Origin of the sequence: Caulobacter segnis, from assembly GCF_023935105.1 — a bacterium.
In the GTDB taxonomy this organism is placed as follows: Bacteria; Pseudomonadota; Alphaproteobacteria; order Caulobacterales; family Caulobacteraceae; genus Caulobacter; species Caulobacter segnis_B.
Map to the genome: position 1 here is coordinate 2,151,468 of NZ_CP096040.1, position 23,195 is coordinate 2,174,662.

At 68.8% G+C, this 23,195-nt stretch carries 17 protein-coding genes; 6 read left to right on the forward strand and 11 right to left on the reverse strand.

The genetic code is table 11. The features are described 5' to 3' along the window. The first annotated feature begins 58 nt into the window (after positions 1-58). Entirely contained in the window at positions 59-463 is a 405-nt protein-coding gene (locus MZV50_RS10545; protein WP_252634514.1) for a DUF1636 domain-containing protein, read from the forward strand. On the opposite strand, the gene paoC is transcribed toward MZV50_RS10545, so the two are convergent. Genes paoC through paoA form a run of 3 tightly spaced genes read right to left on the reverse strand, consistent with a single transcriptional unit; the run spans position 460 to position 4,269 of the window. Then, positions 460-2,658, reverse strand: a complete 2,199-nt coding sequence (gene paoC / locus MZV50_RS10550; protein ID WP_252634515.1) for an aldehyde oxidoreductase molybdenum-binding subunit PaoC — start codon at positions 2,656-2,658, stop codon at positions 460-462. The genes MZV50_RS10545 and paoC overlap by 4 nt on opposite strands. A gap of 4 nt (positions 2,659-2,662) precedes the next feature. Next, complete coding sequence (locus MZV50_RS10555; protein ID WP_252634516.1) at positions 2,663-3,613, reverse strand: FAD binding domain-containing protein; 951 nt, start codon at positions 3,611-3,613, stop codon at positions 2,663-2,665. Next, positions 3,610-4,269: an aldehyde dehydrogenase iron-sulfur subunit PaoA gene (gene paoA, locus MZV50_RS10560; RefSeq protein WP_252634517.1), complete on the reverse strand. Its 660-nt coding sequence runs from the start codon at positions 4,267-4,269 to the stop codon at positions 3,610-3,612. The genes MZV50_RS10555 and paoA overlap by 4 nt, the downstream gene beginning before the upstream one ends. Positions 4,270-4,582: 313 nt before the next feature. Between paoA and MZV50_RS10565 the strand changes: the two genes are divergently transcribed. From MZV50_RS10565 to MZV50_RS10580, 4 genes are all read left to right on the forward strand, one after another. Next, on the forward strand, positions 4,583-5,998 hold the full coding sequence (locus MZV50_RS10565) for a glycosyl hydrolase family 28 protein (protein WP_252634519.1): 1,416 nt from the start codon (positions 4,583-4,585) through the stop codon (positions 5,996-5,998). Positions 5,999-6,251: 253 nt separating this feature from the next. Next, positions 6,252-9,074 (forward strand): TonB-dependent receptor plug domain-containing protein, encoded by a 2,823-nt coding sequence (locus MZV50_RS10570; RefSeq protein ID WP_252634521.1) that lies wholly within the window; start codon positions 6,252-6,254, stop codon positions 9,072-9,074. A gap of 20 nt (positions 9,075-9,094) precedes the next feature. Beyond that, on the forward strand, positions 9,095-9,757 hold the full coding sequence (locus MZV50_RS10575; RefSeq protein ID WP_252634523.1) for a putative 2OG-Fe(II) oxygenase: 663 nt from the start codon (positions 9,095-9,097) through the stop codon (positions 9,755-9,757). Positions 9,758-9,778: 21 nt separating this feature from the next. Continuing rightward, a complete protein-coding gene (locus MZV50_RS10580; RefSeq protein WP_252634524.1) occupies positions 9,779-12,076 on the forward strand; it encodes a heparinase II/III domain-containing protein in 2,298 nt (765 codons plus the stop codon). Here the strand turns inward: MZV50_RS10580 and MZV50_RS10585 are convergent. Beyond that, positions 12,051-13,979 carry a sensor histidine kinase gene (locus tag MZV50_RS10585; RefSeq protein ID WP_252634526.1) on the reverse strand — a complete coding sequence of 643 codons (1,929 nt, stop codon included), beginning with the start codon at positions 13,977-13,979 and terminating at the stop codon, positions 12,051-12,053. The genes MZV50_RS10580 and MZV50_RS10585 overlap by 26 nt on opposite strands. Next, positions 13,966-14,661 (reverse strand): response regulator, encoded by a 696-nt coding sequence (locus MZV50_RS10590; RefSeq protein WP_252634528.1) that lies wholly within the window; start codon positions 14,659-14,661, stop codon positions 13,966-13,968. The genes MZV50_RS10585 and MZV50_RS10590 overlap by 14 nt, the downstream gene beginning before the upstream one ends. A gap of 264 nt (positions 14,662-14,925) precedes the next feature. On the opposite strand from MZV50_RS10590, the gene MZV50_RS10595 reads away from it, so the two are divergent. Continuing rightward, positions 14,926-15,684 carry a hypothetical protein gene (locus tag MZV50_RS10595; RefSeq protein ID WP_252634530.1) on the forward strand — a complete coding sequence of 253 codons (759 nt, stop codon included), beginning with the start codon at positions 14,926-14,928 and terminating at the stop codon, positions 15,682-15,684. Between the two features lie 3 nt (positions 15,685-15,687). Here the strand turns inward: MZV50_RS10595 and MZV50_RS10600 are convergent, their stop codons facing one another. From MZV50_RS10600 to MZV50_RS10625, 6 genes are all read right to left on the reverse strand, one after another. Next, on the reverse strand, positions 15,688-17,808 hold the full coding sequence (locus tag MZV50_RS10600) for a transglycosylase domain-containing protein (RefSeq protein ID WP_252634532.1): 2,121 nt from the start codon (positions 17,806-17,808) through the stop codon (positions 15,688-15,690). A 234-nt stretch (positions 17,809-18,042) separates the two neighbouring features. After that, positions 18,043-18,453 (reverse strand): MucR family transcriptional regulator, encoded by a 411-nt coding sequence (locus MZV50_RS10605; RefSeq protein WP_252634534.1) that lies wholly within the window; start codon positions 18,451-18,453, stop codon positions 18,043-18,045. A 78-nt stretch (positions 18,454-18,531) separates the two neighbouring features. Next, complete coding sequence (locus MZV50_RS10610; protein WP_252634536.1) at positions 18,532-20,082, reverse strand: SulP family inorganic anion transporter; 1,551 nt, start codon at positions 20,080-20,082, stop codon at positions 18,532-18,534. Further along, entirely contained in the window at positions 20,079-20,774 is a 696-nt protein-coding gene (locus tag MZV50_RS10615) for a carbonic anhydrase (RefSeq protein WP_252634538.1), read from the reverse strand. The genes MZV50_RS10610 and MZV50_RS10615 overlap by 4 nt, the downstream gene beginning before the upstream one ends. Positions 20,775-20,930: 156 nt before the next feature. Continuing rightward, positions 20,931-22,253 carry an ATP-binding protein gene (locus tag MZV50_RS10620; protein WP_252634540.1) on the reverse strand — a complete coding sequence of 441 codons (1,323 nt, stop codon included), beginning with the start codon at positions 22,251-22,253 and terminating at the stop codon, positions 20,931-20,933. A 30-nt stretch (positions 22,254-22,283) separates the two neighbouring features. Further along, positions 22,284-23,054: a response regulator transcription factor gene (locus MZV50_RS10625; protein WP_252634542.1), complete on the reverse strand. Its 771-nt coding sequence runs from the start codon at positions 23,052-23,054 to the stop codon at positions 22,284-22,286. Positions 23,055-23,195 lie beyond the last annotated feature (141 nt).

Below are 23,195 nucleotides of genomic sequence, written 5' to 3' on the forward strand. Positions count from 1 at the left end.
GCTTGACTCCCGGAGCGGACGCCGCCTACCGGCGGGGCATGTATTCAGGGAGTTTCTCTTGACCGTCCTGCGCGAGGCCGACGACGCGGCGGCGGTGGTCGTCTGCAACACCTGCCGCTTCTCCGCCGAGGAGCGCGAGACGCCGGACGGCGTGCGCGGCGGGTCGCTGCTGGCGGCGGCGCTGCGCGAGATCGCGCCCGGAACCGGCGTGGCGATCCAGGAGATGCCCTGTCTGTTCAACTGCACCCAGCACTGCTCGATACACCTGCGGGCTCCGGGCAAGATCGGCTATGTGCTGGGCCGGTTCGAGCCGACGCCGGAGGCCGCGCGAGCCATATTGGACTACGCGGTCGCCTACGCCGCCAGCGCCGAGGGCGTGGTGCCCTACCGCCAGTGGCCCGAGGGCGTGAAGGGCCACTTCATCGTCCGCGTGCCGCCGGCGGGGAAGCTGGTCGCGGACTAGGCCAGGGTCGGCATCTTCTCCAGCAGCTTGTCCAGCGTGACCGGATAGTCGCGCACCCGCACGCCGGTGGCGTTGTAGATGGCGTTGGCCACCGCCGCGCCAACCCCGCAGATGCCCAGCTCGCCCACGCCCTTGGCCTTCATCGGCGAGGACATCGGGTCGGTCTCGTCCAGGAAGATCACCTCCTGGTGCGGGATGTCGGCGTGGACCGGCACCTCGTAGCCGGCCAGGTCGTGGTTGACGAAGAAACCCAGCCGCTTGTCGACGACCAGTTCCTCCATCAGGGCCGCGCCGACCCCCATGGTCATCGCCCCGATCACCTGGCTGCGGGCGGACTTCGGGTTGAGGATCCGGCCGGCCGCGCAGACCGCCAGCATCCGGCGGATGCGGATTTCGGCGGTGGCGCTGTCGACCGCCACCTCGACGAAATGGCCGCCGAAGGTCGACTGCTGATGGGTCCTGGCGAGGTCGCCATACTCCATGATGTCCTCGGCGACGACCGGTCCGGCGGACGCGGCCTGGGCCAGGGGCAGGCTCTGGTTGCCGACCTTGACGCGGCCGTCCGAGAACGCGGCGGTCGCCGGATCTAGGCCCAGCTTCGTCGCCACCGCCTCGCGCAGCTTGACGCAGGCCGCGTAGACGCCGGCCGTCGCGCTGTTGGCGCCCCACTGACCGCCCGAGCCGGCCGAGACCGGGAAGGTCGAGTCGCCCAGCTTCACCGTCACCTGGCGCAGCGGCACGCCCATCATCTCGGCGGCGGTCTGGGCGATGATCGTGTAGCTGCCGGTGCCGATGTCGGTCATGTCGGTCTCGACCACGATCTGGCCGGTGGTCTCCAGCCGCACGCGAGCGGCCGACTTCATGACCAGGTTGTTGCGGAACGCCGCCGCCACGCCCAGGCCGACCAGCCAGCGGCCGTCACGGACCTGGCCCGGACGCGGGTCGCGCTGGGCCCAGCCGAACCGGTCGGCGCCGGTGCGCAGGCATTCGACCAGCTGGCGCTGCGAGAAGGGGCGGCCGGGCTTTTCCGGATCGACCTGGGTGTCGTTGAGGACGCGAAGCTCGATCGGATCCATGGCCAGCGTCTCGGCCAGTTCGTCGATCGCCACCTCCAGCGCCATCAGGCCCGGCGCCTCGCCCGGCGCGCGCATGGCGTTGCCTTCGGGCAGGTCCAGCGTCGCCAGCTTCATCTTCATCATGCGGTTGGCGCCGGCGTAGAGCAGCCGCGTCTGCTGGGTGGCCGTCTCGGGGCCGCCGCCGGGCAGGTCGCCCGACCAGCTCTCATGGCCGATGGCGGTGATCCTGCCCTCGCGCGTCGCGCCGATCCGGATGCGCTGGATGGTGGCCGGACGGTGGGTGGTGTTGTTGAACATCAGCGGCCGCTGCAGGGCGACCTTGACCGGACGCCCGGCGGCCTTGGCCCCCAGGGCGGCCATGATCGCGTCGGCCCGCACGAACAGCTTCCCGCCGAAGCCGCCGCCGATATAGGGCGAAACCAGGCGGACCTTGTCCTTCGGGATCCCCAGGGTCTTGGCGACGTCGCCACGACCCCAGGCGACCATCTGGTTGGCGGTCCAGACCGTCAGCTTGTCGCCCTGCCAGGCGGCGATGGTCGCGTGCGGCTCCATCATGGCGTGGGCCTGGTCGGGGGTCGTGTAGGTCTGGTCCAGCTTGACCGGCGCCTCGGCGAAGGCCTTGTCGAAGTCGCCGATCGCGGTGTCGGGATTGCTCTTGCCGACGGGCGGCGCGCCGTCCTTGGCCGAGGCCAGGTCGAAGGCGCCTGGCGCGCGGGCGTAGTCGACCTTGATCAGGGCGGCGGCCGCGCGGGCCTGCTCGAAGGTCTCGGCGACCACGACTGCGACGGCCTGGTGGTAGTGCTGGATCTCCGGCCCGCCCAACAGGTCGGCGGTGTTGAAGTCGCCCTTGGTCAGCTTTCCGGCGTTCTGCGCCGTAACGATGGCCAACACCCCGGGCGCGGCCTTGGCGCGGCTGAGGTCCATGGCCGTGATCCGGCCCTTGGCGATCGCCGAGCCCAGGATGTAGCCGTAGGCGACGCCGGTCAGGGCGTCGTGGCGCTCATAGGCGTAGGGCGCGGTCCCGGTGGTCTTCAGCGGACCGTCGATGCGGTCGGTGGGCTTGCCGACCACCTTCAGCTGGTCGATCGGATTGGTCGTGGCGGGCGTGTCGAACTTCATCGGATCAGCTCCGCGCCTCTGCCATCGCCGCGCCCAGGGCGCGTTCGGCCAGGGTCAGCTTGAAGGCGTTCTGGGGCGTCGTCTTGGCGCCGGCCAGCAGGGTCTCGGCGACGGCCTTGGCGCCGCGCGGCAGGGCGCTCTCAGCCGCTTCGACCCGCCAGGGCTTGTGGGCCACGCCGCCCAGGGCCACGCGGCCCGAGCCATCCTCGTGCAGGACGGTCGCCACCGAGACGAGGGCGAAGGCGTACGAGGCCCGGTCGCGGACCTTGTGATAGGCGTGCCGGCCGCCGACCGGCTTTGGCAGGGTGACGGCGGTGATCAGCTCGCCGGGCGCGAGCGCCGTTTCGAGGTGCGGGGTGTTCCCCGGCAGGCGGTGGAACTCGGCGATCGGGATGGTCCGCGTCGCGCCGTCAGGACGGACGGTCTCGACGCCGGCGTCCAGCACCCGCATGGCCACGGCCATGTCGCTGGGGTGAGTGGCGATGCAGGCCTCGCTGGTCCCCAGCACCGCGTGCGAGCGGGTGAAGCCGCCGATCGCCGAGCAGCCCGCGCCGGGGGTGCGCTTATTGCAGGGCATGTTGGTGTCGTAGAAGTACGGGCAGCGGGTCCGTTGCAGCAGGTTGCCGGCGGTGGTGGCCTTGTTGCGCAGCTGGCCCGAGGCGCCGGCCAGCAGGGCGCGCGAGAGGACGCCGTAGTCCTTGCGCACCCGCTTGTCGGCGGCCAGGTCGGTGTTGCGCACCAGCGCCCCGATGCGCAGGCCACCGTCCTTGGTCGGCGCGATCTGGTCCAGCTTCAGGCCGTTGACGTCGACGAGGCGGCGCGGCGTCTCGATCTCCAACTTCATCAAATCGAGCAGGTTGGTGCCGCCGGCGATGAACTTGGCGTTCGGATCGCGAGCGACGGCCGCGGCCGCCTCGGCCGGCGTGCGGGCGCGTTCGTAGGCGAAGGCCTTCATGCGCGGTTCCCCTTCGCCCGCTCTCCCTTGGCCAGGCCGCCCGCGACCTCGGCGATCGCCTCGACGATGTTGGAATAGGCTCCGCAGCGACAGATGTTGCCGCTCATCCGCTCCCGGAGTTCGGCCTCGGTCAGCTTGGGATCGTCGGTCAGGTCGGCGGTGACGTGGCTGGGGACGCCGGCCTTGATCTCTTCCAGGACCGCCTTGGCCGAGCAGATCTGGCCCGGCGTGCAGTAGCCGCACTGATAGCCGTCGTGCTTGACGAAGGCGGCCTGCAGCGGGTGCAGCCTGTCCGGCGTGCCCAGGCCCTCGATCGTGGTGACCGCGTCGCCCTCGTGCATCACCGCCAGGGTCAGGCACGAATTGATCCGCCGGCCGTCGACGATGACCGTGCAGGCGCCGCACTGGCCGTGGTCGCAGCCCTTCTTGACGCCGGTCAGCTTCAGGTGCTCGCGCAGGGCGTCCAGCAGGGTGGTGCGGGTGTCGAGCTCCAGGCTGCGTTTCTGGCCGTTCACGGTGAAGGCCACCCGCGCCAGGTGCGGCGCATCGGTCGGGACGGCGCCGGCCGGACTGGGCGCGCTGGCGACCGCCGCCGACGCCGCGCCGGCGGCCATCAGATCGCGCCTCGACAGACTGAGGTGTTGTTGGTCGGCCATGCCATCCTCTTCGTCCTCCGGCTTCGCGCCGGCTATTAAGCGGCCTAGCGTTCCGGTGGTTGCGCCGCGCGCATCGGCCAACAGGGTAGGCGGCGAGCGTGGGGGTCGATTAGGGGGCGTTTGTTTCATGACCTGATGAGCGCAGCTCATCAATTAGACCCTATCGCGTTCCATGGCGGGGTCTTGCCTTTAAGATTTGATATCGATATCAAATATAAGGTTCGAGATCCGGGGGCGCCTCTCACAGGGGGCGGCGAACCGGGCGGGGAAGGGCGATCGGCGACGCGTCGCGCCCGGTTGGAGGAAGCCGCCGATGGGCCATGTCACGCCAAGAACGCTATGGCCGAGCCTGGCTCTCGCCTTGGCCTTGGGCGGCGCCCATGAGGCGTCGGCCGGGACGTTGGACGTCTATCCGACCCCGCCGGGCGTGCTGCAATACGCCATGCACAACGACACCTTCACGGTGCGGGTGCGCCAGCCGGGCGGGCCCTGGCGCGACCTCTTCGAGTATGACGTCAAGATCGACGCCGACGGCCCCAGCAACGCCTCGGTCGTGCAGTTCGACTTCGAGGGGCCGGTCGAGATCGGCGTCCGCAAGAACAACGGCGACTTCCACCGTGTCGAGGTCCGTCCCGCCCACAACGCGATCAAGCCCACGGTCCGCGATGACATCGTCACCTTCATCCTCGACAAGCCACAGAACCTGTCGGTCGAGTTCGACGGCGACCGGCTGCACAACCTGCACATCTTCGCCGGCGCGCCGATCCCCCGGCCCGCGCCGGGCCCCGACGTGGTGATCTACGAGGCCGGCCTGCACAAGCCGCCGGCCGGCGAGCAGTACTTCCCGGTCGCCTCGGGCCAGACGATCTGGCTGGCGCCCGGCGCCATCCTGCAGGGCCTGTTCAAGCCCGAGAAGGTCGAGAATGTTCGCATCATCGGCCGGGGCATCATTGACCGACCAGCCGACCAGCTGGTCGTCCAGGACTCGCGGAACGTGCTGGTCGAGGGGCTGACCTTCCTGACGCCCAAGCACGGCACGATCGCCTGCGCCTCGTCCAGCCAGGTGAAGTTCCGGGACATCAAGACGCTGAGCAACGGGGCCTGGTCGGACGGGATCAACGTCTTCGCCTGCCAGGACGTCACCGTCGAACGGGCCTTCATCCGTACCTCGGACGACAGCGTGGCGATCTACGCCACCCGCAAGTCCGGGACTGGCGACACGCGCGCGGTGTGGGTGCGCCAGTCGGTGTTCTGGCCGGACGTGGCCCATGCCGTGTTCATCGGCCTGCATGGCGACACCGACAAGCGCAACCTGGTCGAGGACATCCGCTTCGAGGACATCGACGTCCTGGGTCTGGACGAGGACGATCCCGAGTACCAGGGCGTCCTGGCGATCAGCGCCGGCGACAGCAACACGGTGCGGAACATCGTCTTCGACGGCGTGCGGGTCGAGCAGATCGAGGAGGGCAAGCTGTTCAACGTGCGGACCGTGTTCAACGCCAAGTACGGCACGAGCCCCGGCCTGCTGGTCGACGGCGTCCATTTCCGAAACATCAGCTTCACCGGCGCCGGCTGGGCCAGTCCCTCGACGATCTCGGGCTACGCCCCCGACCGGCCGGTGCGCAATGTCTCGTTCGAGAACGTGACGATCGCCGGGCGACGGCTGAAGGGCCCCGATCCGGCGGTGATCGAGATCGGGCCCAATGTCGACGGCGTGACCTTCAAATAGTTCGATATCACACGTATATCGCTGAAATACATGGGGAAAATCGTACTGGCGCGAATCTCGTTGACAGATTTTGAAAGTGACTGGTATCGATAACAACAAGGCGCTCGAACCTTGTTCGAGGGCTCAAAACGACAATGCGGTCGGCAAGCAGGCTCGACGCTGGTCGAGACCGGACCGAAGTCCGAAGGGGAGGTTTAGGATGGGTGCTCACAGCCCGCGGCGCGGCCGCATCCGCGCTTTGCAAGTTTCTCACATGGCCCTGGTCCTGGCCGCCGGCGCGCTGACGGCGACCGCCGCGCACGCCCAGACGGCTCCGGCGGCGACTGCCCCGGCAGAAACCGAAACGACCGCCGTCGACACGGTCATCGTCACCGGCGTCATGGCGGGCACGGTCGCCAAGAAGGCCAATGTCTCGTTCTCGGTGATCACCGAGGACGACATGTCCAAGTTCACCCCGATCAGCGCCGACGACATGCTGCGCGACATGCCCGGCGTGGTGGTCGAGTCCAATGACGGTGTCGCCCGCAACGAGGTCTTCACGCGCGGCATGACCATCGGCACCGGCGCGAACACCTCGGGCTACTTCTGGTCCACGATCCTGGAGGACGGCCTGCCGGTCGTGCCGTTCAAGTTCAGCGGCTTCCAGGACGGCTATTTCTATCGCGCCGATATCTCGACCAGCCGGGTGGAGTCGGTGCGCGGCGGTTCGTCGGCCACCGGCGTGACCACCTCGGTGGGCGCGACCTTCAACTACATCACCGGTCCGGTGAGGCCGGGCGGCGTCATCCAGACCCGGATCGGTTTCGAGGGCGACGACCTGCACCTGTCGTGGAAGCAGGTCGATGGCGCCTATGGCTGGGTCAACAAGGCGGGCGACTTCGGCGTCGGTCTCAGCGGCTTCTACCGCCGGTCCAACGGCCAGGTGAAGCCGGGCTGGGACCTGAACCACGGCGGCCAGTTCAAGGTGAACCTGTACAAGGACTACACCGGCGCCAACGGCTCCGGCTCGTTCAATGTCGTCCTCAAGCATCTGGACGACACCAACGCCGAACTGACCACGTTCCAGCAGCCGACCTACGGCTACGAGAATCCGCAGGAGATCCCCGGCTTCGGCCGCGACGTGAACCTGTTCATGAACGGCGGCAAGCAGACCGTGCCGAACTACTTCAAGGACGGCACGCACACGCTCGATCCGTCGGACGGCTATCGCTACAAGCAGGACGCCGTCTCGCTGAGCTGGCGCCACGACACCGACGGGCCCTGGAGCTTCACCGGCGCGGCGCGCATCCAGAAGTCGACCTATCGCGGCCAGTCCTACAAGCCGCAGGGCCTGGCCTCGCTGGCCTCGGCGGCGGCGACGCGCGAGCGCTTCGGCCTGAATATCAACAACCTGGACCGCACGCCGGGCTACTACCAGTTCTACAACGCCGCCGGCCAGATGGTCGCCAGCGTGGCCAACAACATCAACGGCTCGCAGCTGGGCGCCAACTACCGCACTGGCGCGGCCTGCCCGAAGGTGACGGCGACGACCTTCCAGGCCGCCGGCCTGTGCATCGTCTCCAACACCCTGCCCAACCGCGACATCGACATGCGCGGCGGCGTGGTCACGGCCACCATCCCCAGCGCGGACGGGACCTACAACTCCGGCACGGTCCCGGTCGACTCCGCCTCGAAGGACCTGATCCTGCTGACCCGCGCCGAGGACAACTACCGCGCCTCCGACGACTACATGGGCAACTTCACGGCCACCTATCGCGGCGCGAACTACAGCTTCAACGCCGGCCTCTACGTTTCGCGCTCCAGCCAGAAGAACGACAACTGGGCCAACGGCCTGGGCGTCTCCGCCTGGGCCGACGGCCAGGTCCAGAACCTGGACGTCAAGTACGTGACCAGCACTGGGACGAGCTATCAGCTGACCGACGCCGGCGGCTGGGGCTCGTACGGTTCGGGCCTGTTCACCACCGTCTCGCAGCGGGCCAAGATCCGCGAGATCTCGCCCTATGTCGGGGCCAGCTGGTCGCCAGGCAAATGGGACTTCAACGGCAGCGCCAAGTACCAGCGCTTCGACGCCAAGACCTATTCGGAGACCTGGGACACCCGCAATGCCGGCGCGGCCTCGTTGACCAATGGCGGCCTGGATGGCGATCCGCTGACCGTCTACGACAACGTCTACATGACCAAGACCGCGGCCAAGGTGATCACGGCCGACAAGCACGTGAACAAACTCGATTACAGTGTCGCCGTCGGCTACAATTTCAGCGACAAGCACAAGGTCTATTACCGCTGGACCGACGCCAAGCAGCCGGCGGCCGGCGTGATCAACCGCTACTCGACCGCGGCGACCCTGGTGCGCCCGCTGGGCCCGACCGCCTTCATCAAAGGCCACGAGCTGGCCTATACGTTCGGCGATCGCAAGTTCAACGGCCAGATCACCTACTTCTACCAGAACTTCGCCGTGAACGATTACCCGACGGCGGTCGACAAGGACAACGTCTCGACCTACCTGCTGCCCGAGAACTTCAACAAGTACTTCACGCGCGGCGTCGAGGCCTGGGCCAAGTGGCGGGTCACCAAGGACCTGGAATGGAGCCCGTCGGTCACCTACCTGAACGGCAAGACGACCGAGGCCTACACCTGGCTGAACACCGGCGCGAACGGCCTGGGCGCGGACGATGACGTGTTGCGCGTCGACGCCGGCATCCTGGCCCGCTCGCCGCAGTGGACCATCAGCAACACGCTGTCCTACCGCTGGGGGAACTTCCGCTTCAACGCCCGTCACCGCTGGATGGACGTGCGCAAGCTGAACAGCAACGCCCTCGATAAGCGCTATCTGCCCAAGCAGGACAACCTGGACATCTCGGGCCAGTACTCGGGCTTCTCGAAGACCCAGATCACCCTGGATGTCCGCAACGTCCTGAACAAGCAGTACATCTCGGCCTACGATCCGATGATCAGCAGCAACCTGCCGACCAACGTCCAAGTCTACGACATCGTCGCCCAGCTGCCGGAGTCGGGCTACCTGCTCAAGCGCAACGCCCCGCGTTCGGTCTGGCTGACCGTCCGCAAGGAGTTCTAGAGCGCGGGAAGGGGGCGGCGATGAGCAACGATCATGATCTGCGGCTCGTCGCGCCCTTCAGTCCGACGATCATCAAGGCGACCATGCCGCCCGCGGTGGTCGAGGCCCTCAACGCGCGGGCCGACGCCATCGTGGCCCGTCAGGACGAGGTCGCGGCCCGCGACTGGTCCAGTCACCTGGCCGGCGCGGTCAGCACCGAGATCCGCTTCACCGACGTGATCGGTGAAATGCCGGACCTGACCGACTTCCTCTACGACGTGGCGCGGACCTACAGCTATCGCTGCGAGAACGCCTTGATGCACTTCAGCGACTACCAGCGGACCGAGGAGCTGGCCGACAAGACGCTGCGCATCGAGATCAAGGAAGGCTGGGTGAACGACATGGTCGCCGGCGACTACAACCCGGCCCACTTCCACCAGGGCTGCCTCTACAGCAGCGTTGGTTTTCTAAGAATACCAGAGGGTTACGAGCGGGAATTCCGGGCCGACAAGGCCCGCCAGAACACCGCCGGCTGCCTGCAGTTCATCGACAGCCGCAGCGCCGTGGGGGTCAAGAACCTGTTCACGGTCAAGCCCGTGGTCGGGGACTTCTACCTGTGGCCGTCGTGGATGCTGCACTGCGTCTACCCGTTCAAGAGCCCCGGCGTGCGCCGGTCGATCGCCGTCAACCTGGCCTTGGCCTGAAGAAGAGTTCGGAGAAGACGCGTGAAGAGCCTCGCCAAGGTTTCCTGCCTCGCCCTGATGGCCGCCGTCCTGCTGGGCGGCGCGGCTCAAGCCCAGACCCTGCGCGGGGGGCATCCCTACCTGACCTTCAGCGACCGGCACGTCGCTCAGTTCAAGCAGCGGGTGGCCGAGGATCCCAAGGCCCGCGACGCCTGGACCAAGACGCGCGCCGAGGCCGATGCGGTGCTCGTGAAAAAGCCCGCCAACGACCGCGAGCTGAACGCGGCCCTAATGCGCCTGGCGCTGACCTACCGCATGACCGGCGAGCGCAAGTACGCCGACCGGGCCAAGGCGCTGCTGGACATCTATGCGGGGCGCGCCAACTGGGTGACCGACAAGCCGCTGCTGGCCCGCTCGCCGGTCTGGAACTCGGATCTCGGCATGGGGACCAGCGCCTACGTCTTCGGCCTGACCTACGACGCCATCCACGACGCCCTGACCCCGGCCGAGCGCGACCGCCTGGCTCAGGGGCTGGTCAAGGGCGCGATCAAGCCGATCCTGAACGACTGGGTCGACGGCGAGCAGCGGATCCACAGCCTGGACACCATGGGCCACAACTGGTTCAGCCACATCGTGTTCGGAGCCGGCGTAGCGGCCATCGCGGTCAAGACCGACGTTCCCCAGGCCGACGCCTGGGTGCGCCGGATCGACGAGGCGGCCGAGGAATGGGCCAACTACGACGGCAGCGCCATCGAGACCAAGCCCCAGCACTTCGCCGCCAACGGGGCCTTCGTCGAGAGCATCAACTACGCCGATTTCGCGGCCGAGGGCTATCTGCGCTTCCGCCGCGCCTGGCTGGACGCCTTCAAGGAAAAGCCGGCCGCGACGCCGCGCCTGGCGGGCCTTGCCGACTACTTCATCCAGAACCTCTACCCGACCGAGACGGGGGCGCTGTCGACCAATTTCGGCGACGGTAATCCCACCGCCAGCGGGGCCAGCGCCATTGCCCAGCTGTGGGCGGACGGCGAGCAGCCGGCGCGTAACCTCTGGTACCTCGACACCGTCCGGACCAATCCCAACCAGGACGTCTTCGCCGAGCCAGAGAACCTGGTGCAGTGGCCGTCGGCCAAAGCGCGGGCGGGCGTCGGGAAGGGGCCCGGCCTCCCGATCAGCTGGATCGACAAGGACCTCGGCGCGGCGACCCTGCGCTCGTCCTGGGCCCCGAACGCCACCTTCCTGGCGCTGCGCTCGGGCTTCACCTGGAACCACAACCACGCCGACGCGGGCAGCTTCATCCTTTGGCACAAGGGCAAGCAGTTGCTGATCGACTCCGGCAACAGCAGCTACGCCCGGCCGGAATACGACGGCTACTACCGCCAGAGCGTGGCCCACAACGTCGTCACCCTGAACGGCCAGGCCGAGCCCGCTTCGAACACCTACAACGGCTCGCACTTCGTCGGGCGGGTGGACCACTTGGTCGACGCCGGCGACCTGCGGTTCGTGTGGGCCGACGCCACGGGGCCGAACGCCAGGACCTTCGAGCGCAAGTACCGCAGCTTCCTGTGGATCGGCGACACCATACTGGTCATCGACGATCTCAAGGGCTGGGAGCCCGGGCAGTTCGAATGGCTGCTGCACTACGAGGGCGAGGCCAAGCGCCAGGGGCAGGTGATCACCGTCAAGAACGGCGACGCCGAGGTCGCCGTGCGGCCGCTGTTCCCGCAGACCCTGCCGGATGGCGGCCTGTTCACCGACTATCCCGAGCTGCTGCGCATGGCCGAGGGCCGGGGCCTGAAGGACCACGCGCCCGACGAAGCCCAGCCCTATCTGCGCCTGCAGGCGCCGGGCGTGACCGACCGCACCAAGTTCGTGGTCGCCCTGACGCCCAACGGTGGGACGCCGGCGCCGCGCATCGAACGGGTCGAGACCCAGGACTACCTGCTGGTCCGCATTCACCAGAAGGGTGAGGTCACCGAGGTCTATTTCAACCTGCTGGCCGATGGCCGCATCCGCCATCGCAACGCCAACGCCGTGCTGGGCGGCTGGGAGACCGACGCCTACATCCTGGTCCTGACCTATCCCGAAGGCGGAAGCGCCCAGAAGCCCCGGCGCTGGTTCGTGGCCGACGGCAGCTATCTGCGCCGCGACGGCAAGGTCGAGCTGGACTCGCTGTCCAAGGCCTTCGTGGTCAAGCAAGGGGGCGAGGCCAGCATCGAGGGCCAGCCGACCTATGCGGTCCGGCTGGCCTGCGACGGGGCGCGGTCGATCAAGGTCGACGGCGCGGCCAAGGCCTGCGAGCGCGACGTGGCGCTGGTCAGGCGGTCGCCGCCGCCGCGCTAGCGGATCGCCGCGGCTTGCTGATCGGCAGCACCAGGGCCAGGTTCGCGCCGCGCGCCGACGGCTCCCACAGGATGGCGCCGCCGATCGCCTCGGCGCGGCGCAGCTGATTGGTCAGGCCCCGGCCGCCACGGGCGGGCAGGGTCGGATCGAAGCCTCGGCCGTCGTCCTGCACCCGCACCAGCACCTGGTCGCCCTCGGCGCGGACCGAGACGGTGACCTGGCGGGCCCCGGAGTGCTTGAGGATATTGGCGAAGGCCTCCTGCAGGATGCGCAGGATGTGCAGGGCGTGGCGCTGATCCAGCCACTCCAGGGGCGGGGCCTCGCCGGCGTCCCACGACAGCTTGACGCCCGCCGCTTCCAGGCGCGGCTGCAGGCGGAAGCGCAGGGTGGCCAGCAGCAGCACCAGGTCGGTCTCGACCGGCTCCATCGAGTCGATCGTCAGCTTCAGGTCGTCGATGCAGCCGCGCAGGATGCCGACGGCGTCCAGGTCGGCGGCGCGGTCGCCCTCGAAGGCCCGCAGGGCGCCGACCAGGGTCGAGCCCAGGCCGTCGTGCATGTCCTGCATCAGCCGCTGGCGCTCCTGGTGCAGCAGCTCGCGGCGTTCGACCTCGCGCAGCTTGGCGTGGCTGGCGGTCAGCTCGGCCTCGCGCTGGGCCAGGCGCTGGGCCAGGTCGGCCTTGGCCCGGGTCGCCACCTCCAGCGCCTCGAGGTAGTGGCTGAGCATGATGTACCAGAACAGCAGGGTGAACCCGACGCCGGTGAAGTTGGTCAGGTACACGCTCTCGATGTTGACCAGGTTCTGCTGCAGGGACAGGTCATAGACCCCGACCACGATCGTGATCAGGCACCAGGTCGACAGCATCAGCGCCAGGCGCGACTGGGCTTTCAGCGCCTCGCGGATGCCGTTCAGCGACACCACCAGCCCCAGGACCAGCATGTTGGCGTAGATCGGTCCGGCGATCAGCGTGGGGTCCAGCAGGCCCGGCAGGGTGGCTATGGTCCATCCGCCCCCCACGATCAGGATCGCGCCGGTCAGTCGCGGCTGCCGCGCGCGATGCAGCTCGGCGCCGAACAGGTGCAGCGTCAGGATCATCCAGAAGGTCGAGTCGACGGTGATCCAGCCGAACCAGGCGTCGGAGATGAACAGCGGCTCGACCCCGACGAAGGTGTGCAGCATGCGCAGGAAGCACGCCGCCGAGGTCAGGAAATAAAGGCCGTAGATCCGCTCGGCCCGCCGGCTGAACCAGACGAACAGCGCAAACACCCCCGTGACCAGGAACGCCAGGGCCGAGAAGGCCGGCAGGCGCACCTGGAAGAAGTCGCGGACGTAGTAGCGCGGGGCCAGTTGCAGGTAGTCGCCGATCCAGACCGACGAGAAAGCGCCGCCGATGCCGCGCACGTGCTGCAACCGCAGGTCCAGCCGCGCGGGCGGGTGCGAGGCGGTCGTGCGGGGCAGGGCGATCCACAAGGGCTGGTTGGTGCCGTTCCACTGCAGGTTGGCGTGCGACTGGTAGACCATTCGGCCGTCGGCATAGATCGCGAGCGTGCCGTCCGACTTCCAGCGCGGGATGTAGAGATACAGCTGCCGGCCGTCGTCGGGCAGCGGCGAGACCTTCAGCGCGTACCAGGTGACCTGGGTCGCGATGTGCTCGGGCGCCTTCTGGGCGCTGGGCGCCCACAGCGGCGCGGTGCTGTACGGCAGCTGGACGCTGGCGCCCGCCGGGACGCCGGCGCTGGTCGGCGGCGGCGGCTGGTAGCCGACCGTGGCGAAGGTGATCCGTGTCGCGGCCGTGATCCGCTCGCCGCCGCCAAGCCCCTGGATGATGAACGCCAGGACGACGGTGATCAGCGCCGCCGCGACCCAGGCCGCCCTGACGGCCCAGGCGCGCCTAGAGGAGGCCATAGGCGCGCGCCTCGAACACGGCCTCGGTCTTCGAGCGGACTTCCAGCTTGGCGTAGATGCGCCGCACGAAGGTCAGCACCGTGTTGCGCGACACGCCCATCAATTCGGCGATTTCCTCGAACGAGAAGCCGCGGGTGATCAGCTGCAGCGTCTCCTTCTCGCGCTCGGAGAGGCTGGGAACGCCGGACTTGTCGATCGCCTCGCCGTTGGCGGCGCCGTCCACGGCGGGCTTCTCGTCGGGACGGAAGCGCATCAGCACCTGGCGGGCGATGCGGGGACTGATCGGGCTGCCGCCACCGTGCAGGACGCGGATGTCCTGGGCGATGGTCGGCAAGGGGCTGTCCTTGAGCAGATAGCCACTGGCCCCGGCCTCGATCGAGGCGATCACGTGCCGCTCGTCGGCGAAGGTGGTGGCGACCATGATCGCGCAGCCCGGCCAGCGGGCGTTGGCCTCGCCGATGATCTCGATGCCCGAGCCGTCGGGCAGGCCCAGGTCCACCACCAGCACGTCGGCCGGCGGACCGGCCAGCATGGCCCGCGCCTCGGCGGCCGTGGCCGCGACGCCGACCATCAGGAGGTCCGGCGCGGCGGCCAGGGCGGTCCGGAAGGCCTCCTGGAACGCGGCGTCGTCCTCGACCAAGACCACCTTCAGCGGCGTCGACGACGCGGCCTCGCTGCTCATTTCACTTCCCCGTCCCCCGACGAAACCCTTGCGCCGAAAGGCATCGCAGACCTTGCCAGGGTCGGCGTCATCACATCTTGCGACAGGCCCGACATTGCTCCGCCGTCCCGCTCGCGGCAACTAGACCGTGTCGCGGACCGAAGAGCAACGGTTCGCGGAGGGCTCACGCAGGTGGGGCGTAACAAGGGGAAGGGGCGTCGAACCAGTACGGCGCTCCTTCCTCTGGCTCGCCTGTTCGAGCAGGGCCGATACACGGGGAACGTCATGGGGACCGAATTCAGCGCGGACACGAACGTCCGACCGCTGTCGTCCATCCGGGATTCCGAACCCCGCGCCCGTCGCCAGGACCACGCGGGCCCCGCCACCGTCACGCGGCTCGCCGAGCACCGGACGGTCGGCCTCGCGCCGCCACCGGTCTTCTTCGCCTCGCGCATGGTCGCCGAGGGACGCGGGACCAGGGTCGTCGAATACTGCGTGGTCGACATCCTCGGGGCCGTGAAGCTGATGGTCACCGTGACGTGGAACGCCGAGCCCTCGCGCCCCGGAACGTGGACGCCGACCAGTCCGGCCCTGGCCGCCGTGCTGCTGATCGGCCAGCTCTTCAGGCGCTGCCGGGTGGTCGTCGCGCGCCATCTCGAGGACGAGACCCTGCAACCGCTGCAGACGGGCGCGCTCGATCTGGACCTGATCGAAATGGGCGACATCCTAGACCGTCATGACGCGGGCCAGGCGGCGAGCGGCCTGGACGGACAGATCGAGCGGCTGCGCGCCGACGCCGCGCGGCCCGACAACGCCCATGGCGACGCGCTGCTGCTGAAGGCCTGCTGGAGCCTTGTCGATGCGCATCTGCGCGGTCGCCGTCAGATCCCCACGGGGTTCAGGCCCTTGCCGCGAACCGACATTCCCTTCCAGCCCATCGGCTGGATCCGGACCGACGCGCGCGCCCTCGTCTGGTGGCTGGGCGCGGCGCTGCTGATCCAGATCTGCGTCTCCAGCGCGCTGTGGCTGCTTCCGGGCGGCTGAGGCCTAGGGGCGAGGCTCTGGCGGCGGCGGGGCCTGCGGTACGCCGCTGTTCGGGGCGGGCGGTTCGGTCGGCGCGGGCGCCGGCGTCAGCGGAGCCACGGGCAGGCCGTCGGGGCCGATCTCGCCTTCCAGCGGCAGGCCCAGGTCGTCCAGCGGATCCTCCTCGATCACCGGGGCGACCTGGCGGTTCAGGGCGGCCAGCATGAAGGCCTTCCAGATCTTGGCGGGTTCGCCGCCGCCGACCACGCCGTTCATCGAGCTGTTGTCGTCGTTGCCGACCCAGACGCCCACCACCAGGTCGTCAACGTAACCGACGAACAGGGCGTCGTGATAGTCCTGGGTAGTGCCGGTCTTGCCGTAAGCGCCCTGAATGGCCGCCTCCAGGCCCGTGCCGCGATGGGTGGCCGAGCGCAGCAGGTCGCGCATGCCGGCCAGGACCTTGGGGTCGTAGGCGGTGGTCTTGGGCTTCTGGAAGCTGTCCAGAGCGTGCGGCGTGATCGGGTATTCCCCGGCCGCGATCGAGGCGTAGGCCGCCGTCAGGCGGGTCAGGCTCATCGAGCCGGTGCCCAGCGCCATGGTCAGGTCGTCGGGGATCTTCTCGGTGACGCCCAGCTGACGGGCGACCTTGATCACCTTGGCGGGCCCCAGGTCGTGGGCCAGGCGCACGGCCGCTACGTTCGACGAGGCGGCGAAGGCGCTGATCAGCGGGATCTCGCGGTCGCGATACTTGCCCTCGTGGTTCTTGGGCGTGTAGCCGCTGACCTGCACGGGCGTGTCGAGGATCGGGCTGGTGGTGGTCATGCCCGACTGCAGGGCCGCCAGATAGACGAACAGCTTGAACGACGACCCCGGCTGGCGTTCGCCGTCGGCGCGGTTGAACTGGCTGGTCTTGTAGTCGCGGCCGCCGACCATGGCGACGACGCTGCCGTCCTTGCGCATGGCCACCAGGGCGCCCTGGGTGATGTTCAGGACCTTGCCGTCGCGTTCGATGAAGTCGTTGAGGATCCGCTCGGCCTTTTCCTGCATCTCGGGATCCAGCGTCGTCTTGACGATGGTCTCGCCGTAACGGGCCCCGATGGAGGCGCGGGCCTGGGGCAGGGCCCAGTCGGCGAAGTACGAGCCGGTGGGCAGCTTGTCGGGATTTTCGATCGCCGAGACGTCGCCGACGGCGTCGGCCTGGGCCTGGGTGATGGTCTTGGTCTCGACCATGGCGCCCAGCACCACGCGCATGCGCTCGCGGGCGCCGTCGATGTTGCTGGTCGGGGCCAGGCGCGAGGGCGCCTTGACCAGACCGGCCAGCATGGCGGCCTCGCCGATCGACAGCTGTTCGGGCTGCTTGCCGAAATAGTGCCGGGCCGCGGCGCGCAGGCCGAAGGCGCCGTCGCCGAAATAGACCGACGACAGGTAGCGCGACAGGATCTCGGTCTTGGTCAGCCGGGCTTCCAGATAGACCGCGATCATCGCCTCCTGCGCCTTGCGGCGCAGATTGCGGTCGCTGCTGAGGAAGGCGTTCTTGGCCAGCTGTTGGGTGATGGTGGAGCCACCTTCCGAGACGCCGCCGGCCTGGGCGTTCTTGCCCAGAGCCCGGGCGATCGCCTTGGGGTCGACGCCCATGTGGCTGTAGAAGCGGCGGTCCTCGATCGCGACGAAGGCGCCGGGCACATAGGCCGGCAGCTTGGCCACATCGATCGGGGCCTCCTTGTACGAGCCCCGGCGGGCGATCGGGGAGCCGTCGTTGGCGACCAGCACGATGGCCGAGTTGTTCAGCGGCTCCAGGGCGCGGCTCAGCGGCAACGACCAGAAGAGCGAGGCGAAGGCGACGATCACCAGCACCACGGCGACGGCGGCGCCGATCAGCCAGGCCGGCCGCTTCCAGATCGGCGGCTTTTTCGGCCGCTCGGGCTCGGCCGGCGAGAGGGCGGCTTCCGGGACGGTCTCGACGGCCTCGGGCAGGTCGGTCTCGGCGGGTTCGGGCGGGGCGTCTTCCGGCAGGGTCTCGGGTTCCGGCGTCGTTTCCGGCAGGCCGGCGGCGTCCGTCATCGCCGCCCTGGCGCGCGGCTTGCGAGGCTTGGGTTCCGCCGGTGTTTCTGGGGCGGTGTCTTTCGGATCGTTGGGATCGGACATGAAACTCGGCGCTCGCTTCGGGCGCACGCCCTCAACCGTCGTCGGGCTCATACCACAGGCCCGGAGCAAGCCAAGCGCGCCAAAAGGGAAGTTTTTCTCGCCGGACCCCTTGAACGCGATTTGTACGATCATAGATAGCCCGTCGTGAGGCCGGATGGCCTCTGCCCTTCCTGGGCGTTTCCTCCCTAACTTCTCGAGCCCGGACGGTTTCGCCCGGGCTTTCTTTTTGCGCGTCTACTCGGCCGCGACCGAGACGCCGCCGAAACGCTGGGCGCGGGCGGCGCTTGAGCGCAGGTCCGAGAAGCTCTGGGCGACCAGGGGATAGTCGACGGGCAGGCCCCACTTGGCGCGGTATTGGTCGTCGGTGAGGCCCAGTTGGTTCAGGTGCCGGCGCAGCGAGCGATAGCGGCGGCCGTTCTCGAAGCTGATGATGGCGTCGGGCGTGACGCTGGCGGCGATCTCGGCGGCCGTCGGCGCGGAGACCGGCGTCGGCGTGGCGGCCGGGCCCGCGAAAACCGCCTCTAGCGCGGCGTAGGTGCGAGCGGCGAGGGCGGGCAGGTCATCGGACGAGACCGTGTTGTTGCTGAGATAGGCGCTCAAAACCTGGGCGGCGATCTCGGCGGCGCGTTCCTGAGCCTTGTTCATCGGGTTTCTCGGTGGGGTCGGAAAAAAGGCGCCCAGGAACGGCCGGGGAAGGGGCGTTCCTGGGCAGTGGCGGTGGGATCAGTGCGCGCCGGCGGCTCGGAGGCGATCGCCGAAGGCGCAGGACGGGGGCAGCTCGACCTCGACCCCGGCCCTGGCCTTGCCCTTCAGCCAATCGCTGAGCGCCTCGGCGACGGTGTGGTCCAGGCTGGTCAGGCCGCGGGTGTCCAGGGTCACGCGACCGTTGTTCGGCGCGCTGTCCAGGACCTTGGCGATCTTGGGCAGCTGGACGAACGTGGCCGCGCCTTCCAGGCGGATCTCGCTCTCGTCGGGGCCCAGCTCGCGCTGGAACACGTTGAGGCGCATCTTCTTGAGGTTGGGGACCAGCTCCAGCAGCGTCAGGGCCATGCCGACCAGCACGCCGGTCAGAAGGTCCGTGGCCACCACCATCACGAAGGTCGCGCCCCAGATCAGGGCGGGGAGCAGACCGTAGCGGGCGAACAGGTGACGCACGTGCTGCAGGCTGACCAGCTTCCAGCCCGTGACGACCAGGACGCCGGCCAGGGCCGCGCTGGGCACCATGCGCAGCAGCCAGGGCAGCAGGGCCACGAAGCCCAGGATCCAGACGCCATGCAGGATCGCCGACATGCGGCTCATGGCGCCGGCCTGGACGTTGGCCGAGCTGCGCACGATCACGCCGGTCATCGGCAGGGCGCCGACCAGGCCGCACAGCATGTTGCCGACGCCCTGGGCGCCAAGCTCCTTGTTGTACTTGGTGCGCTCGCCGTCATGCATGCGGTCGACGGCGGCCGCCGACAGCAGGGTCTCGGCCGAGGCGATGAAGGCCACCGCGATGGCGGTCACCAGCAGCATCGGATCCGACATCCGCGCGAAGTCGGCGACACCGGGGATGGCGATGGCGGCGGTGATCGATTCCGGCACCACGATCTTCTTGACGTCCAGCGCCAGGACGGTGGCCAAGACGGTGCCGGCGACAACCCCCAAGAGCGCCCCGGGGACCAGTTTCAAGGCCTTGGGACGGAACTTCTCCCACAGCAGGATCGAGCCGATCGTGACCACGCCGACGGCCAGGGCGGCCTCGACCTGGGTGAGGGTCGCGAACTGCACGCCAGCCAGGGCGCCGGGGATGGCGGCCAGGTTCTGAAGGCCGTGGGCCTTGGGCGAGTCACCGAACAGGACGTGGAACTGGCCCGCCACGATCAGCACGCCGATGCCGGCCAGCATGCCGTGCACGACGGCCGGCGAGATGGCGCGGAACCAGTTGCCCAGCTTGGCGGCGCCGGCGATCAGTTGGATCAGGCCGGCGACGACCAGGATCGGGCCCAGCATGGACAGGCCGTGCTTGGCGACGATCTCGAAGACGATGACCGCCAGGCCGGCGGCGGGGCCGCTGACCTGCAGGGGCGAACCGGCCAGGGCGCCGACGATGACGCCGCCGATGATGCCGGTGACCAGGCCGCGTTCGGCCGGCACGCCGGAGGCGACGGCGATGCCCATGCAGAGGGGCATCGCCACGAGGAAGACGACGATCGAGGCGATGAAGTCGCGCGGCAGGATCGTCGAGAACCCCGGCTTTTCGCCGGGGGCGGTGGAAGCGGCGGCCTGGGTCATTCGGCGGCGATGCCCAGGTGATCGGCGGCGACCATGCGGCGGGCCGGACGCTGGGCGACCGGCAGCGGCGCGCCTTCGTAGACCTGCTCGAACTGGCCGGTGTCGCCGTTATAGGCCTGGATCTGGCCGGTCTCGATCTCGAAGAACCAGCCGTGCAGGGTCAGTTCGCCCCGGGCCATGGCCGACGCCACCGACGGGTGGGTGCGCAGATGATTGATCTGGACCACCACGTTTTCCAGCGACAGGGCGCGGGTGCGGCCGTGGTCGTCGAGGTGTCCGTAGCACGAGCACACCACGCTGTGGGCGGCGTGGGCGTGGCGCAGCCAGGCGGCGACGTTGGGCATCTTCTCCAGCGCCTCGGGATGCGAGAAGGCCTTCATGGCCCCGCAGTCCGAGTGGCCGCAGACGACGATGTCGCGCACGCCCAGCGCCATCACTGCGTACTCCACGGCCGACGACACGCCGCCGTTGGCTTGGCTGAACGGCGGCACGATGTTGCCGGCGTTGCGGCAGACGAACAGGTCGCCGGGGTTGGCCTGGGTGATGAGCTCGGGGACGACGCGGCTGTCGGCGCACGAGATCATCAACGCCTTGGGGCTCTGGCCGTGGCTGGCGAGGCGTTCGTAGAGGGCGCTCTGGGCGGGGAAGACTTGGCCGCGGAACAGCGCGGCGCGTTCGAGAAACTGTTCCAAAGGGACCTCCATGAGGATGGCCGCCGCGACGCCAGGAAAAGGGGAGACGAACGTCGCGGCGGGCGTTTCGGCGGGTGAGGGCCTGACGCACCTTGGAAGGTCGGTTTCTGGTTTTGCTGCGATGCAGCGGCTTTGTGACAAAGCGTGTCGGCTCGGTCAGAGCGCCGGCAGCCTCAGCTCCACGCGCAGGCCGCCTTGCGGGCGGTTCTTCAACACCAGGGCGCCGCCTTCGCGCTGCATGATCTGTTGGACGATGGTCAGGCCTAGGCCGAGGCCCGCGGTGTTGCGGGCCCTAGCGCTGTCCAGCCGGTGGAAGGGCTGCAGCACCTCGGCCAATTCGGTCTCGGGAATGCCGGGGCCGTTGTCCTCGATGGCCAACACGGCCGTGCGGCCTTCGCGGGCGAGGGTCAGGGTCGCGTCGCCGCCGTAGTGCAGCGCGTTCTCGACCACATTGCTGATCGCCCGCTTCAGGGACACGGGGCGGACCTGGACCGGCAGGTGGTCGAGGCCGGCATAGGTCGCGGCGTGCTCGGCGTCGGTGGCGTCGTCGACCACGGTCATGGCGATCGCGGCAAGGTCCGTGCGGCGGCGGGGTTCGGGATCCTCCTGGCCGCCCAGATAGGCCAGCAGCGAGTCGAGCATGGCCGTCATCTCGTCGACGTCGGCCTCCAGGGCCTCGCGGGCCTCGGCGTCCTTGACGAAGCCGGCCCGCAGGCGCAGGCGGGCCAATGGCGTTCTCAGGTCATGGCCGACGGCCGCCAGCGCCTCGGTGCGGGCGCGCAACAATCCGGAAATGCGATCCTGCATGGCGTTGAACGCCTTGGCCACCAGCTTGAGGTCGCCAGCGCCGCTCTCGGCGATGCGGACCTGCGCGCCCTTGCCGACCTTGTCGGCGGCCTCGGCCAGGGCGCGGAGGGGGCGGCTGAGATTGCGTAGCACCAGGGCTGCGGCGGCGATGACCCCCAGGCCCAGGATGAAGGCCGAACCGACGCTGCTGAGCAGCACGGCCCAGGGCGCGGCGCGGATCTTGGTCTTGAGGGTCAGCCACGAGCCGTCGCGCAGTTGCAGCGCCACTTTCACGCGCGTGTCGCGCGGCAGGGCGCGGTCGATGTCGGCGTTCAGGCGCAGCTCGCGGCCCCGCAGGCTGGGTTCGGCGTCGCGGAAACGCTCTTTGAGCTCGTGCTCGGTCGTCCGGTTTCGGTCGACGAGGACGGGCAGGGGCGACCAGGTCAGCTCTGTCGCGCGCGATGAGATCATCACCGCCTGGGTCTTGCGGTCCTGGGCAGAGGTCGAGTCCAGCAAGGTCTCTGCCGTGACCAGCTGCTCGGCGGCGCGGCGCAACTGGTTGTCGCGATTGGGATAGAGGCGACTGTTCTCGAACAGGATCGAGCTGCCGACGAATTCCAGGGCCACGGCCAGCATCAGCACCAGGGTGACCTGGCCGACCAGACGCTGCGGCCATAGCCGCAGAAGCTTCATCGGCGCTCCCAGTTCATCGACGTTCCCAATTCACCGGCGCTCAACGGCCACGGTGAAGATGTAGCCGACGCCGCGCACGGTGCGTAGCAGCGACTCGGCCTGGTTGGTGACGGCCAGTTTCCGGCGCAGGCGGCTGACCAGCACGTCGATGCTGCGGTCCGAGGCGTCCGAGAAGCGGGCGCGGGACATCTCCAGCAGGCGCTCACGGCCGATGACCCGCTGGGGCGAACTGACGAAGGCCAGCAGCAGGTCGAACTCGGCGCCGGACAGGTCGACGAAGGCGCCATCGGGCGACAGCAGCTCGCGACGACCGGGATCCAGGCTCCAGCCGGCGAACGTCATCTGCTGGTGGCCGCGCGGCTGGCTGGCCTGCTGGCCGTTCTGGGTGCGGCGCAGGATCGCGCGGATGCGGGCGATCAGCTCCTTCTTGCTGAAGGGCTTGCCGATATAGTCGTCGGCGCCGAGCTCCAGGCCGATCAGGCGGTCGGTCTCGTCGTCGCGGGCGCTGAGCATGACGATCGGCACGTCGCTCTCGCGCCGGATGCTGCGGCACAGATCGAAGCCGTTGCTGCCCGGCAGCATCACGTCCAGCAGGATCAGGTCGACGGTGTTGGTCTCCAGCACCCGGGCCATCTCGGCCCCGTGGCCGGCGCTGAGGGGCTGGAAGCCTTCCTCGCGCAGCAGGCGCATCAGGAGGGTGCGCAGGGCTGGATCGTCCTCGACAATGAGGATGGTCGGCGCGAGCGGCGCTGTCGCCATCTCGCGCGGCAGGGCGATCGTTCCGTGACCTGAAGAATCCATACGCTTGGGCTACTTAAGCGCGGCAAAGCCGCAGGCAAGGGCGAAGTCGACGATTTCAGTACGGCTTCACCCGAAAAGGGGGAAGGCGCCCTCGCGCGCATTGCAGGTATGGGGACGCGCGAGGGCTGACCGCCGGGCTCT

What these genes read in the sequence shown, in the direction of transcription:
- MZV50_RS10610 (WP_252634536.1), bottom strand. Translation starts at nt 20,082, where the DNA reads ATGACCCAGGCCGCCGCTTCCACCGCCCCCGGCGAAAAGCCGGGGTTC.
- MZV50_RS10590 (WP_252634528.1), bottom strand. Translation starts at nt 14,661, where the DNA reads ATGAGCAGCGAGGCCGCGTCGTCGACGCCGCTGAAGGTGGTCTTGGTC.
- MZV50_RS10570 (WP_252634521.1), top strand. Translation starts at nt 6,252, where the DNA reads ATGGCCCTGGTCCTGGCCGCCGGCGCGCTGACGGCGACCGCCGCGCAC.
- MZV50_RS10565 (WP_252634519.1), top strand. Translation starts at nt 4,583, where the DNA reads ATGGGCCATGTCACGCCAAGAACGCTATGGCCGAGCCTGGCTCTCGCC.
- MZV50_RS10595 (WP_252634530.1), top strand. Translation starts at nt 14,926, where the DNA reads ATGGGGACCGAATTCAGCGCGGACACGAACGTCCGACCGCTGTCGTCC.
- MZV50_RS10605 (WP_252634534.1), bottom strand. Translation starts at nt 18,453, where the DNA reads ATGAACAAGGCTCAGGAACGCGCCGCCGAGATCGCCGCCCAGGTTTTG.
- paoC (WP_252634515.1), bottom strand. Translation starts at nt 2,658, where the DNA reads ATGAAGTTCGACACGCCCGCCACGACCAATCCGATCGACCAGCTGAAG.
- MZV50_RS10585 (WP_252634526.1), bottom strand. Translation starts at nt 13,979, where the DNA reads ATGGCCTCCTCTAGGCGCGCCTGGGCCGTCAGGGCGGCCTGGGTCGCG.
- MZV50_RS10600 (WP_252634532.1), bottom strand. Translation starts at nt 17,808, where the DNA reads ATGTCCGATCCCAACGATCCGAAAGACACCGCCCCAGAAACACCGGCG.
- MZV50_RS10625 (WP_252634542.1), bottom strand. Translation starts at nt 23,054, where the DNA reads ATGGATTCTTCAGGTCACGGAACGATCGCCCTGCCGCGCGAGATGGCG.
- MZV50_RS10620 (WP_252634540.1), bottom strand. Translation starts at nt 22,253, where the DNA reads ATGAAGCTTCTGCGGCTATGGCCGCAGCGTCTGGTCGGCCAGGTCACC.
- MZV50_RS10575 (WP_252634523.1), top strand. Translation starts at nt 9,095, where the DNA reads ATGAGCAACGATCATGATCTGCGGCTCGTCGCGCCCTTCAGTCCGACG.
- paoA (WP_252634517.1), bottom strand. Translation starts at nt 4,269, where the DNA reads ATGGCCGACCAACAACACCTCAGTCTGTCGAGGCGCGATCTGATGGCC.
- MZV50_RS10555 (WP_252634516.1), bottom strand. Translation starts at nt 3,613, where the DNA reads ATGAAGGCCTTCGCCTACGAACGCGCCCGCACGCCGGCCGAGGCGGCC.